We start from the raw sequence: 13,669 nt of genomic DNA, 5'->3' as shown, positions 1-13,669 counted from the left end.
ACTTATTTGTTCGTAGTGTCCACACAGATGATTGTTAGTTAGTTTGCTCTTTGAGTTTACTAATTAATATGCTCTTTAAAAATTTGGAAAAGCTGATAATAAAATTCGTATGAATACATTGTATTTGTACAGAGTTTTCAAAAGTAAAAAAGAATGATAGCAGTATCATTCAGTGCCATTTAATCCTCGGATTAATTGGTATCTACTTTAGTATTCAATATTAACTTCTGGCGAAGTTAAACTGTCACAAAACAAAGACCCGTTTGGGTTGTATGGTTAAGTGACTAAGCGTACACGGTGGATGCCTTGGCAGTTGGAGGCGATGAAGGACGTATTAACTTGCGATAAGCCTAGTCAAGCTAGTAAAAAGCACTTGAGACTAGGATTTCCGAATGGGGAAACCCACCTGCTTGCAGGTATCGTTAACTGAATACATAGGTTAACGAGGCGAACGCGGAGAACTGAAACATCTAAGTACCCGTAGGAAAAGAAATCAACCGAGATTCCGATAGTAGCGGCGAGCGAAATCGGAACAGCCCTTAAGCTTATTATGTGTTAATGGAAGGCTCTGGAAAGTGCCACGATACAGGGTGATAGTCCCGTACATGAAAACGCATTTTAAGTGAAATCGAGTAGGTCGGAGCACGTGAAACTTTGACTGAATATAGGTGGACCATCATCTAAGGCTAAATACTCCCAACTGACCGATAGTGAACCAGTACCGTGAGGGAAAGGCGAAAAGAACCCCTGTGAGGGGAGTGAAATAGAACCTGAAACCGTGTACGTACAAGCAGTAGGAGCCCCTCGAGGGTGACTGCGTACCTTTTGTATAATGGGTCAGCGACTTATATTTTGTAGCGAGGTTAACCGATTAGGGTAGCCGTAGGGAAACCGAGTCTTAACTGGGCGAATAGTTGCAAGGTATAGACCCGAAACCCGGTGATCTAGCCATGGGCAGGTTGAAGGTTGAGTAACATCAACTGGAGGACCGAACCCACTAACGTTGAAAAGTTAGGGGATGACCTGTGGTTAGGAGTGAAAGGCTAATCAAACCGGGAGATAGCTGGTTCTCCCCGAAATCTATTTAGGTAGAGCCTCGGACGAATACTTACGGGGGTAGAGCACTGTTAAGGCTAGGGGGTCATCCCGACTTACCAACCCTTTGCAAACTCCGAATACCGTAAAGTAATATCCGGGAGACACACGGCGGGTGCTAACGTCCGTCGTGAAGAGGGAAACAACCCAGACCGCCAGCTAAGGTCCCAAAGTCATAGTTAAGTGGGAAACGATGTGGAAAGGCCCAGACAGCCAGGAGGTTGGCTTAGAAGCAGCCATCCTTTAAAGAAAGCGTAATAGCTCACTGGTCGAGTCGGTCTGCGCGGAAGATGTAACGGGGCTAAACTATGCACCGAAGCTGCGGATTCAGAATTTATTCTGAGTGGTAGGGGAGCGTTCTGTAAGCGGTTGAAGGTGTACCGGGAGGTATGCTGGACGTATCAGAAGTGCGAATGCTGACATGAGTAACGATAATGCGGGTGAAAAACCCGCACGCCGGAAGACCAAGGGTTCCTATCCCATGTTAATCAGGGTAGGGTAAGTCGACCCCTAAGGCGAGGCCGAAAGGCGTAGTCGATGGGAAACGGATTAATATTTCCGTACTTGGTATAATTGCGATGGGGGGACGGAGCAGGCTAAGCAAGCATGGCGATGGTAGTCCATGTGAAAGTGTGTAGGCTAGTGACTTAGGTAAATCCGGGTTGCTGTTAGGCTGAGACACGAGACGAGTCACTACGGTGATGAAGTTGCTGATGCCATACTTCCAGGAAAAGCCTCTAAGCTTCAGATTATACCGAATCGTACCCCAAACCGACACAGGTGGTCAGGTAGAGAATACTAAGGCGCTTGAGAGAACTCGGGTGAAGGAACTAGGCAAAATCGTACCGTAACTTCGGGAGAAGGTACGCTCCGATTGGTGATGAGACTTGCTCTCTAAGCTGATTGGAGCCGCAGTGACCAGGTGGCTGGGACTGTTTATTAAAAACACAGCACTGTGCAAAATCGCAAGATGACGTATACGGTGTGACACCTGCCCGGTGCCGGAAGGTTAATTGATGGGGTTATCTTCGGAGAAGCTCTTGATCGAAGCCCCGGTAAACGGCGGCCGTAACTATAACGGTCCTAAGGTAGCGAAATTCCTTGTCGGGTAAGTTCCGACCTGCACGAATGGTGTAACCATGGCCACGCTGTCTCCACCCGAGACTCAGTGAAATTGAAATCGCAGTGAAGATGCTGTGTACCCGCGGCTAGACGGAAAGACCCCGTGAACCTTTACTACAGCTTGGCACTGAACATTGAACCTACATGTGTAGGATAGGTGGGAGACTTTGAAGCAGAGACGCTAGTTTTTGTGGAGTCGTCCTTGAAATACCACCCTTGTAGTTTTGATGTTCTAACGTTGGCCCCTGAATCGGGGTTACGGACAGTGCCTGGTGGGTAGTTTGACTGGGGCGGTCTCCTCCCAAAGAGTAACGGAGGAGCACGAAGGTTGGCTAAGTACGGTCGGACATCGTACGGTTAGTGTAATGGTAGAAGCCAGCTTAACTGCGAGACAGACACGTCGAGCAGGTACGAAAGTAGGTCATAGTGATCCGGTGGTTCTGAATGGAAGGGCCATCGCTCAACGGATAAAAGGTACTCCGGGGATAACAGGCTGATACCGCCCAAGAGTTCATATCGACGGCGGTGTTTGGCACCTCGATGTCGGCTCATCACATCCTGGGGCTGAAGTCGGTCCCAAGGGTATGGCTGTTCGCCATTTAAAGTGGTACGCGAGCTGGGTTTAGAACGTCGTGAGACAGTTCGGTCCCTATCTGCCGTGGGCGTTTGAGAATTGAGAGGGGTTGCTCCTAGTACGAGAGGACCGGAGTGAACGAACCGCTGGTGTTCGGGTTGTCATGCCAATGGCATTGCCCGGTAGCTACGTTCGGAACTGATAAGCGCTGAAAGCATCTAAGCGCGAAGCAGGCCTCGAGATGAGTTCTCACTAGACTTTTAAAGTCTCTGAAGGGCCGTTGAAGACTACAACGTTGATAGGCAAGATGTGGAAGTGGTGTGAGCCATTAAGCTAACTTGTACTAATTACCCGTGAGGCTTAACCATACAACGCCAAACGCGTTTTATGTGATAGTGAAACAAGCGAAGAAGTTAATAGACTAAAGTAGATTACTGAAGACATTTTATTATCAGAATTCCAAATTTTAGTAAGCTCGATTAAATACGAACTTACACCAAATTTGCTTGGTGACAATAGCGTTTTGGACCCACCTGACCCCATGCCGAACTCAGTAGTGAAACGAAACAGCGCCGATGATAGTGTAGCATTTGTTATGTGAAAGTAGGTCATTACCAGGCTCCAAATAAGAGAAACCCGTTACAGAAATGTGACGGGTTTTTTTACGTCTTCAGGAAAGTGAAAGTATTAGCCGTCAGCCGTCAGCCGTCAGCCGTCAGCTATCAGTTGCACTGCGTTAACCTCAGAGCCAACGCACACCCCATTAAAAACATTAAATGTACCTTGCTATGTGGCTCTCTAGCGCTCTAGGCACTACGATATTCTACTGCGTGGTAACACACTCACTCCAAAAGCAAGCAAGACTCGAATGACTTGAGCCTTCTTGTGTTCGTAGGAGTTTACCAGTAATAGCTAGTGTTGTTTTATGTGCTCTAACAGGGTAAAGAGTGAGGTATTGGACAGATTCACCCTACAGTATTGTTTCATTGCTGATGACAACCCGTAACTGTACTAATGTAACATAGTTTAATAGCATTTAATTTGAGATATACAAACTAGTAACTGCTACTTTAAAGCTTAATAGGCTCTCGGTGAGCCTTTATTAAGAAATGCACAAAACATAGGGAAACGTTTTAGCTAATAGGTGGCTTATCAGCAATTATTAAAATAACTACGTTGCTGAAGTAAAATAGGTAGGATCAAAAACGCCAACTCAAGGTTGGCGTTTTAATTATCAGGCTAAAGGTGATTATTAAACTTTAGGGCCTGCGTTTTTAATTTCGTCAGATACGTCGTATTTAGCAAAATTTTCTGTGAAATCAGATGCTAGCTTAGCCGCATACTCTGCGTATTTAGCTTTGTCTTCCCAGGTATTGATTGGGTTAAGAAGCTTGCTATCTACGCCCGGCACTGCAACTGGTACGTCTAGGTTTAGCACGTCAATGTGTTGGGTTTCTACACCGGCTAATTTTCCAGATACGATTGCATCCACAACAGCTCGTGTTGTTGGAATATCAAAACGCTTACCAATACCGTAAGGACCACCTGTCCATCCAGTGTTAACTAGGTAAACTTTAGCGCCGAATTCACGTACACGCTTCATTAGAAGCTCTGCGTATACACCTGCAGGACGTGGGAAGAAAGGTGCACCAAAACAGGTTGAGAATGTTGATTCAATATCGCTAGTAGAACCAATTTCTGTAGAGCCTACTTTTGCTGTGTAGCCACTTAGGAAGTGAAATGCTGCAGCTTCTTCTGTTAGTACAGATACCGGCGGTAGTACACCACTCACATCACATGTTAGGAAAACAACAGCCTTAGGCTCACCTGCGCGGTTTTCAACTTTACGTTTTTCAACGTGCTCTAGTGGGTAAGCTGCACGGCTATTTTGAGTTAGGCTGGTATCGTTGAAATCAGGAACACGGTTTTCATCAAGTACCACATTCTCTAAAATTGTACCGAATCGAATAGCGTCCCAGATAACAGGTTCGTTTTTCTGAGAAAGGTCGATACATTTAGCGTAACAACCACCTTCGATATTAAATACACTACCAGGTGCCCAGCCGTGCTCGTCATCACCGATTAAGAAGCGAGTCGGATCTGCTGATAATGTTGTTTTACCTGTACCAGATAAACCAAAGAATAATGCGGTATCGCCTGCTTCACCTACGTTAGCAGAACAGTGCATTGGTAATACACCTTTCGCTGGTAGTAGGAAGTTTTGCACAGAGAACATCGATTTTTTCATTTCACCCGCGTAGCGCATGCCAGCAAGTAACACTTTACGTTGTGCAAAGTTAATAATAACTGTGCCATCGCTATTGGTACCATCGCGCTCTGGATCACATACAAACGAAGGTACGTTCATTACTTGCCACTGAGGAAAGTCGGCTTTGTTGTATGATTGTGGTTCGATGAACATGTTTTTAGCGAAGATATGGTGCCAAGCAGTTTCTGTTGTTACAACCACTGGAAGGTAGTGCTCTGGATCAGCGCCTACTTCAAGGTGAGAGATAAAGTGGTCGTTACTTTGCACATGTGCTTCTACACGTGCCCATAAGGCGTCAAACTTATCTGCATCGAATGGGCGATTTACATTACCCCATTGGATTTCATTTTCAGTACTTGATTCTTGAACAATAAAACGATCTTTTGGAGAACGACCGGTACGACGACCAGTGTTAGCTACAAAAGCACCATTGGCGGCTAAAGTCCCTTCGCCACGGCTGATAGCGTGTTCGACAAGTTCAGCTGCAGTTAGATCGACAAAACGGGTAGCGCTTGAAGTCATGTTTATACCTAAATTGTGTGAGATTGAACGGGATAGCTCTGGGTCTTAGTAACCTTTAAGCTGCAAATATAGTAACAGATGGATTAAGGATATTCGAGCTTATAAACACCGTAAAAACATATAAATTAAGGGAAAAACATGAATAATTTCAATGATACCGGTGTCATGAAAAATGCTCAGCTTGTGATACCGGTGTCATTTTTTGGACATAAAAAAGCCATAAAAAATTATGGCTATTTTATAGTGTGCTTTAAAATATCTAGATTAGTTAAATATATTTTTTATATCTTGTTCGTTAAACACATAATCTTTTAAACAGTAATGGCAGCTCATTTTAATCTCACCATTTTTTTCGACATCATCCATAAGCGCTTGTTGACCAACATTAACTAAAGCAGTCATCGTTTTTTCGCGATTACAACCACATTTAAATTGAATTGGTTGAGGGTCAAATACGCGTGGGTTATCTTCATGATAAAGGCGCGTTAAAATAGTACTGGCATCAAGCTCTAGTAGTTCTTCATCTTTAATAGTATTACTGAGTGCTTCTAAGTGAGTAAAATCTTCAATCGATTTTTGCTTATCTACAGGTAGTACTTGTAAGAATAGCCCACATGCCTTGGCGCTGCCCTCTTTAGTATCGGTTGCAAACCAAAGGCGTGTTTTTAATTGCTCAGACTGCTCAAAATAGCTTTCTATACATTCACTTAATGTATCATGCTCTAAAGGCACTATACCTTGGTAACGCTCACCTTGAGTTGGAGTAATCGTGATAACCATGTAGCCTTGGCCAATGAGCTCTTTTACCGTTGAGCCAGTTACTTCACTTTGTAATCGCGCAATACCACGCATATTTTGTTGATCATCACCATTGATCACCGCATATTTTACGGGGCCATCACCTTGTAGTTGAACTGCAATTTCGCCTTCAAACTTTAACGTTGCTGTTAATAAACAGGTTGCAACAAGCAGCTCACCTAATAATGCTTTAACGGGCTCTGGATAATTGTGTTTCGCAATCATTTCATTGTAAGCGTTGTCTATTTGTACGAGTTCGCCACGAACATCGAGGTTGTCAAATAAATAGCGGTGAAGTAAATCTTGTTGCATGAGCGGCTATACCTAACTTGATTTCATTTTTAAAAGTTCGCGTCTTTGCTTTTTATCTGGTTTTTTATCCGGATGAGGGGCAAAGAAACTGTTATTTTTGCGTGCAATACTATTTTCTTCACGCTTAGCAATACTAGCATCAGATTCTTGATACATGGTCTGTGCAATGGGGGCGCTTTGGCGCTTTTCAAGTATATTTAATACTGTGATGGTTTTTTCATCAACGCCTTGAGCTAGCTTTATAACTGCGCCAATTTCTACAATTTTACTAGCCTTACTGCGTTGCCCATTATAATGTACTTTGCCGCCTTGTACCATTTCTCGAGCTATTGCACGCGTTTTATAAAATCGAGCCGCCCATAACCATTTGTCCAACCTCACTTTAAGTGCGTCAGCGTTTTCTGAGCTGTCATTGAGTTTAGTTTTCTTTGTCATAAAACATCCCTAGTAAATTTACTGCCTAGGTAAATTATCACGAAACCGTTACCGCATGTAGCTATTGCTTGATAGCTGATACGATAAATAAATTAATCTGTTTACAAAGTTTAATATTAGCGTGCTTGTTGAATGAAAAATGAAAAGGTACTATGGCTGAGTGATTTCGTTATAAATTAAAATAAGAATACTACCTATGGAACAGCACGTTCAACAATTTAAACATTTATTAAGCCGTTTACCGCACGCGAGATTAAGTGCAATGGTTATGGTTTTAGTTGTTGTTTATATTGCATTTTTATTATCAAAATTGATGTGGTTATTATGGCCGCAGCCAATAACATCGCCCCTTGTTCCTATTAGTCACTCTAGCCAAGCAATGGGCGGTAATAACCAGTCTATAGATTCGATCATTGAGCAATTTTTATTTGGTAAAGTAAATGTAACAAAAAATACCAATACTGCTTCGCAAACTAAAGTTATCAATAATGCCCCTGAAACGCGTCTTAGTATTAACTTAACCGGTATTGTTGCTGTGAGTAATGATGATAAAGCGGGAATGGCTATTATTGAGTCACAAGGTCGCCAGACGAGTTATTTAGTGGAGGATGTGGTGCAAGGTACACGTGCGAAAGTATCGCAAATACTCCCAGATCGTGTGATTTTAGATGTAAGTGGCCGCTTTGAAACCTTAATGCTTGATGGACTCGACTTTACTAAAACAGTATCAATGCCAGTACTCGCTGCACGAGATGAGTCTGAAATGGGACCTTTAGCGCCTTCAGCACAAAGCGATGAACAAATTGATGCCACTGCCAACCTTGAGGTGAAAGAAGCATTAATAGAAACTCGCGAAGAGCTTTTAGAAGAACCTGGTAAGCTATTTGATTATATACGTGTTTCTCAAGCGATGAATGATGGGGAACTTATAGGTTATCGTTTGAGTCCAGGTAAAGAGCCCGAACTATTTAAACAAATGGGATTACAAAATAACGATTTAGCCGTGGCAATTAACGGTTATCAATTAACAGATTTAAAACAGGCAATGGCAGCAATGAATGAGCTGCGAAACAGTACAGATGCAACTATCACAATAGAGCGTGATGGTGAGCAAATAGATGTACTATTTAGTCTGCAATAACTTAGCTTTGGAGTTTTAACATAATGGTTCAGGTGCTACACCTCAAAAAAATTAAAAAAGGGTTAGCTAAGTATGCAGCACTTTTTTTAGCGGCAAGTCTTTCTATGTCGGTTGCTGCTGTTGAATATGCTGCTAACTTTAAGGGCACAGATATTAATGAGTTTATTAATATTGTTGGCAAAAACCTTAATAAAACCATCATTATTGATCCTAACGTGCGTGGCAAAGTAAATGTACGTAGTTATGAATTAATGGATGAGGCGCTTTACTATCAGTTCTTTTTAAATGTTTTAGAAGTTTACGGTTATTCAGCCGTTGAAATGGACAACAACATAATAAAAATAGAAAAAAGCTCAGATGCTAAAAAATCAAACGTGCCATTAATTACTGCTGATAGCCAAGCGCTTGGCGATATGATGATTACACGGGTTGTGCGAGTTAAAAATGTAAGCGTACAAGAGTTAGGCCCTTTAGTTCGCCAATTTAGCGATCAAAAAGACGGTGGTCACGTTGCTAACTTTAACGCGGCCAACGTAATGATGCTAACTGGTCATGCAGCCTCGGTTAACCGCTTAGTAGAAATTATTCGCTCTGTTGATCAAGCGGGTGATAAGCGAGTCGATATCGTTAAGCTCAAGTTTGCAACGGCTGATGATGTTGTCTCAGTAGTTGAAAATATCTATAAAGATAGTGGTAAGGGTAGCGTACCTGAGTTTTTAATTCCTAAAGTCGTAGCTGATGGTCGTACTAATAGTGTGATTGTCAGTGGTGAAGGCCAAGCACGCACACGTGCCATTGAGCTCATTAAACGTTTAGATGGAGAACTGGAAAGCCAAGGTAATACCAAAGTGTTTTACCTCAATTACGCAAAGGCCGAAGATTTAGTAAAAGTACTCCAAGGTGTGAGCAAATCGCTGGCAGAGGACTCAAAAGGTGGGGCAACCAAAACTCGCAGTAGTAATAAGAACGACACTAGCATTGAAGCTCATCCAGATTCTAATTCATTAGTTATTACCGCTCAGCCAGATACAATGCGTTCACTAGAGTCTGTTATTGCGCGCTTAGATATTCGCCGCGCACAAGTACTAGTGGAAGCCATTATAATTGAAGTAATGGAAGGCGATGGCGTTAACTTTGGTCTGCAATGGATTTCAGAAGAAGGCGGCATGCTGCAATTTAATAATGGTACCACTGTGCCTGTCGGTGCTTTAGCTGTAGCTGCTGAGCAAGCTCGTGACACAACAATAACTAAAACAATTATTGGAACAGAGACGGGTACTCCAACTGAATATGATGAAACAAAAGAAGGCGACTACGGCCCGCTTGCATCATTACTTGGTGGTATTAATGGTTTAGCTATGGGAGTGATTAAAAACGATTGGGGCGCAATCGTACAAGCGGTTTCAACTGATACTAATTCTAATATTCTAGCGACTCCCTCTATTACCACTATGGATAACGAAGAAGCGTCTATTTTAGTTGGCCAAGAAGTGCCAATTATTACTGGCTCGCAAACAGGTAGTAATAATACGAACCCATTCCAGACGGTTGAGCGCCAAGAAGTGGGTATAAAGCTTAAAGTGACACCGCAAATTAATGATGGTTCAGCGGTACAGTTGACTATAGAACAAGAAGTTTCCAGTGTAAGTGGTGCAACGGCAGTTGATATTTCAGTCAATAAGCGCGCAATTAAAACAACCGTAATGGCAGATGATGGCGGCATGGTGGTATTAGGCGGCTTGATAGATGAAGATGTACAAGAAAGCGTGTCAAAAGTGCCATTACTAGGCGACATCCCTATTTTAGGGCACTTATTTAAGTCAACTAATACAACAAAGCGTAAGCGTAATCTTATTGTATTTATAAGACCGACCATTATTCGCGATGGCGTTAGTATGAATAAACTTAGCTTTAATAAATATAACTTTATTCGCGGTGAACAATTTAAAAAACGTGAAGATGGTATTAATTTAATGCCAATGTCAGACACACCTATTTTACCTGAGTGGAATGACGAATTGTTGTTACCACCAACGTATGAAGAGCATTTACGCAAACAAAATGCACAAGAGCGTAATGATGACTAATGCGATAGAAGATATTAATCAAGATGTTGTTCATCCAATTACTCATAGTAATGATGAACAGCTTGCTCAAGATGACTTAATTGAACTGCCTGCAAAACGTTTGCCGTTTTCTTATGCCAGACGTGTTGGCGCGTTACTCAGTAAGCATAAAGATAACCAAATTGTGTATTACCGTGGTGAGCTTGATGTTGATGTATTATTAGAAGTGCGTCGTATTGCAGGACATGGCTTTACACTTGAGCAACTAGAAGATGATAAGTTTGAGCTATTACTAGAAGCATCGTATCAACGTGATAGCTCAGAAACTCAGCAAATGATGGAAGATATTGGTAATGAGGTTGATTTATTCTCACTAGCTGATGAGCTCCCTCAAACAGAAGACTTGCTTGCCGGTGACGACGATGCACCTATTATAAAGCTGATTAATGCCATGCTCAGTGAGGCAATTAAAGAAGGCGCCTCTGATATCCACATTGAAACGTTTGAGCAAGAGCTGGTTATTCGTTTTCGGGTGGATGGCGTACTCAAAGAAGTTCTAAAGCCTAATCGTAAACTAGCCTCTTTGTTGGTATCGCGTATTAAAGTAATGGCCAAACTCGATATTGCAGAAAAACGCATACCGCAAGATGGCCGTATTAGTTTACGTATCGCTGGGCGCGCTGTAGATGTGCGTGTGTCGACTATGCCATCGAGCTTTGGTGAGCGAGTGGTACTGCGTTTGCTTGATAAAAACAATGCACGTTTAAACTTAGAAGACTTAGGTATGACAGCTCGAAACCGAGAGCTGTTTGCCGACTTAATTAGCAAGCCTCACGGTATAATTTTAGTAACAGGCCCTACAGGCTCTGGTAAAAGTACCACGCTATATGCAGGTATGAGCCAAATTAACTCGCGGGATCGCAATATTTTAACGGTTGAAGATCCAATCGAGTACGAAATTCCTGGCATTGGCCAAACACAGGTTAATACCAAGGTTGATATGACTTTTGCCCGTGGTCTGCGCGCTATTTTACGTCAAGATCCTGATGTAGTTATGGTCGGTGAGATACGAGATTTAGAAACAGCCCAAATTGGTGTACAAGCATCACTTACTGGCCACTTAGTTATGTCTACGTTACATACTAATACCGCCTCAGGCGCAATCACTCGTATGGAAGATATGGGCGTTGAGCCGTTTTTATTATCGTCTTCATTACTAGGGGTATTATCCCAGCGCTTGGTACGTACTTTATGTAATAGCTGTAAAGAAGGTCACGTTGCAGATGAGCGTGAATGTGAATTACTCGGCGTACCGTTTGACAATGCTCCAACGATTTACCGCGCGGTAGGATGTGAAGAGTGTAACTTTAATGGCTACCGAGGTCGTACTGGTATTCACGAGTTATTAGTCGTCGACGAAACCATTCGTGAAATGATCCACAGCGGTAAAGGTGAGCAAAGCGTAGAGAAATACATTCGTAAACACAGCCCAAGCATTCGTCAAGATGGCTGCAGCCGTGTGCTTGCAGGTAAAACAACGCTTGAAGAAGTGCTGCGCGTAACGCGTGAGGAAGGCTAACTATGGCAGCGTTTGAATACCGCGCATTAGATGGCCGGGGAAAAGAAAAAAAAGGTATTTTAGAAGCCGATACAGCTAAGCAAGTTCGTCAGCTTCTGCGCGATCAAAAGCTTACACCACTTGAGGTTGTGCCTGCTGCGCAAGATGACAAACAAGTTAAAGGTCAAAAAGCTCCTTTACTCGGTTCTTTATTTAAACCAACCATATCAACAGCCGATCTCGCTTTGATCACTCGTCAGCTTGCAACCTTAATTCAGTCTGCCCTACCTGTAGAAGGGGCGGTAATGGCGGTTGCTGAGCAGTGTGAAAAACCACGCTTAAAACGTATGTTAATGTCGGTGCGCTCTAAAGTAGTGGAAGGTTATACCCTGGCTGATGGGATGAGTGAGTTTCCGCATGTATTTGACGATTTATACCGCGCTATGGTGGCGGCAGGTGAAAAGTCAGGTCACTTAGATCAAGTGCTCAACAGGCTAGCTGATTATACCGAGCAGCGCCAACATATGCGCAGTCAAATTACGCAGGCTATGGTGTATCCGATTATTTTGGTGGTGTTTGCTATTGGTATTGTTTCGGTGTTATTAGGTACCGTAGTACCTAAAATATTAAAAACGTTCGAAAAAACCAAACAAGTTTTACCTTGGACTACCGAGTGGGTTATGGCGGGTAGTCATTTTGTGCAAAATTACTGGTTTATAAGTTTACTGGTGATCACCGCTACCGCGGTTGGAATCAAGTATGCGCTTAAAAAACCTAAGGTACGGTTTTGGTGGGATGCAAAAGTATTACATATGCCAGGCATAGGTAAAGTTGCTAGAGGGATTAATACCGCGCGCTTTGCTCGTACTTTAAGTATTTTATCGTCAAGTTCAGTACCGCTACTAGAAGGAATGCGTATTTCTGGTGGGGTATTAGTTAACGAAAAAATCAAACAAGCTGTGGCTGATGCCGCAGAAAGAGTAAGTGAAGGGGCAAGCCTACGTGCTTCACTGCAGCAAACTAAGTTGTTTCCACCAATGATGCTGCATATGATAGCCAGTGGTGAAAAGTCTGGTGAACTTGAGCAAATGTTAGAGCGAGCCGCTAACAATCAAGATCGCGAGTTTGAAAGTATGGTCAATGTGTCATTAAAATTATTAGAACCCGCAATGATTGCCTCTATGGCAGTCATTGTACTGTTTATAGTAATGGCAATTTTGCAGCCAATTATGGCAATGAATAAGGCTGTTGGCCTTTAATTATTTTTTTATATTAATGATTTACTTAAATCATTTTTGTTTAGTGTTTTTAGAATAACGAGGTAATAACGTGAATAAACAATCAGGTTTTTCTTTATTAGAAGTGATGGTGGTATTGGTTATCATCGGGATGATCATGTCGATTGTGGCACCTAATATTATGGGTCAGCAAGAAGAAGCGGCTATTGATAAAGCGCATTTAGATATTCAGCAGTTAGAAGATGCTATGAGTTTGTACAAGCTTAAAAATAAAAGCTACCCAAGTACAGAGCAAGGTTTAGAGGCATTAGTGACTAAAACTAGTATTGAGCCTATTCCAAAACGCTTCCCAGATGGTGGTTTTATTAGCAAATTACCAGAAGATCCGTGGGGTAAAAATTACCAACTAATTAGTCCAGGAGAGATTGGTAAGTTTGACATTTTTTCTATGGGACCCGATGGCGAACCGGCTACCGATGATGATATTGGTAACTGGGATGAAGATAAGCAGTAATGGGCATTAACTTTATCATACGCTT

General features: G+C 42.5%; 8 protein-coding genes and 2 rRNA genes. 7 read left to right on the top strand and 3 right to left on the bottom strand.

The genetic code is table 11. From position 1 onward, the window contains the following. The first annotated feature begins 274 nt into the window (after positions 1-274). Together FHG08_RS02295 and rrf are read left to right on the top strand one after the other, a co-directional pair. Positions 275-3,159 (top strand): 23S ribosomal RNA (locus FHG08_RS02295). Between the two features lie 137 nt (positions 3,160-3,296). Next, positions 3,297-3,411: ribosomal RNA gene (gene rrf, locus FHG08_RS02290) — 5S ribosomal RNA — on the top strand. A 632-nt stretch (positions 3,412-4,043) separates the two neighbouring features. On the opposite strand, the gene FHG08_RS02285 is transcribed toward rrf, so the two are convergent. From FHG08_RS02285 to hslR, 3 genes are all read right to left on the bottom strand, one after another. Further along, positions 4,044-5,582, bottom strand: a complete 1,539-nt coding sequence (locus FHG08_RS02285) for a phosphoenolpyruvate carboxykinase (RefSeq protein ID WP_138608169.1) — start codon at positions 5,580-5,582, stop codon at positions 4,044-4,046. 264 nt (positions 5,583-5,846) lie between these two features. Next, complete coding sequence (gene hslO / locus FHG08_RS02280) at positions 5,847-6,692, bottom strand: Hsp33 family molecular chaperone HslO (protein ID WP_178956693.1); 846 nt, start codon at positions 6,690-6,692, stop codon at positions 5,847-5,849. 12 nt (positions 6,693-6,704) lie between these two features. Further along, positions 6,705-7,127, bottom strand: a complete 423-nt coding sequence (gene hslR / locus FHG08_RS02275; protein WP_010392996.1) for a ribosome-associated heat shock protein Hsp15 — start codon at positions 7,125-7,127, stop codon at positions 6,705-6,707. 196 nt (positions 7,128-7,323) lie between these two features. Here hslR and gspC point away from each other — a divergent pair, with 196 nt between their 5' ends. The 5 genes from gspC to gspG all read left to right on the top strand — a co-directional run bounded on the left by gspC (position 7,324) and on the right by gspG (position 13,644). After that, positions 7,324-8,268: a type II secretion system protein GspC gene (gene gspC / locus FHG08_RS02270; RefSeq protein WP_178956692.1), complete on the top strand. Its 945-nt coding sequence runs from the start codon at positions 7,324-7,326 to the stop codon at positions 8,266-8,268. A 23-nt stretch (positions 8,269-8,291) separates the two neighbouring features. Continuing rightward, positions 8,292-10,355, top strand: a complete 2,064-nt coding sequence (gene gspD, locus FHG08_RS02265) for a type II secretion system secretin GspD (protein ID WP_178956691.1) — start codon at positions 8,292-8,294, stop codon at positions 10,353-10,355. Then, a complete protein-coding gene (gene gspE, locus FHG08_RS02260; protein ID WP_232735523.1) occupies positions 10,348-11,913 on the top strand; it encodes a type II secretion system ATPase GspE in 1,566 nt (521 codons plus the stop codon). Before gspD ends, gspE begins: the two co-directional genes overlap by 8 nt. A 2-nt stretch (positions 11,914-11,915) precedes the next feature. Further along, a complete protein-coding gene (gspF, locus tag FHG08_RS02255) occupies positions 11,916-13,151 on the top strand; it encodes a type II secretion system inner membrane protein GspF (RefSeq protein WP_010393005.1) in 1,236 nt (411 codons plus the stop codon). A 70-nt stretch (positions 13,152-13,221) separates the two neighbouring features. Continuing rightward, positions 13,222-13,644, top strand: coding sequence for a type II secretion system major pseudopilin GspG (gene gspG / locus FHG08_RS02250; RefSeq protein ID WP_178956690.1), 423 nt, complete (start codon positions 13,222-13,224; stop codon positions 13,642-13,644). The last annotated feature ends 25 nt before the right edge of the window (positions 13,645-13,669 follow it).

The sequence above is a fragment of the Pseudoalteromonas sp. Scap03 genome, from assembly GCF_013393115.1.
Lineage (GTDB): Bacteria > Pseudomonadota > Gammaproteobacteria > Enterobacterales > Alteromonadaceae > Pseudoalteromonas.
Note: the sequence above shows the minus strand (reverse complement) of the source record. Positions and strands in the feature narration are given on the sequence as shown.

What these genes read in the sequence shown, in the direction of transcription:
- FHG08_RS02285 (WP_138608169.1), bottom strand. Translation starts at nt 5,582, where the DNA reads ATGACTTCAAGCGCTACCCGTTTTGTCGATCTAACTGCAGCTGAACTT.
- hslO (WP_178956693.1), bottom strand. Translation starts at nt 6,692, where the DNA reads ATGCAACAAGATTTACTTCACCGCTATTTATTTGACAACCTCGATGTT.
- hslR (WP_010392996.1), bottom strand. Translation starts at nt 7,127, where the DNA reads ATGACAAAGAAAACTAAACTCAATGACAGCTCAGAAAACGCTGACGCA.
- gspC (WP_178956692.1), top strand. Translation starts at nt 7,324, where the DNA reads ATGGAACAGCACGTTCAACAATTTAAACATTTATTAAGCCGTTTACCG.
- gspD (WP_178956691.1), top strand. Translation starts at nt 8,292, where the DNA reads ATGGTTCAGGTGCTACACCTCAAAAAAATTAAAAAAGGGTTAGCTAAG.
- gspE (WP_232735523.1), top strand. Translation starts at nt 10,348, where the DNA reads ATGACTAATGCGATAGAAGATATTAATCAAGATGTTGTTCATCCAATT.
- gspF (WP_010393005.1), top strand. Translation starts at nt 11,916, where the DNA reads ATGGCAGCGTTTGAATACCGCGCATTAGATGGCCGGGGAAAAGAAAAA.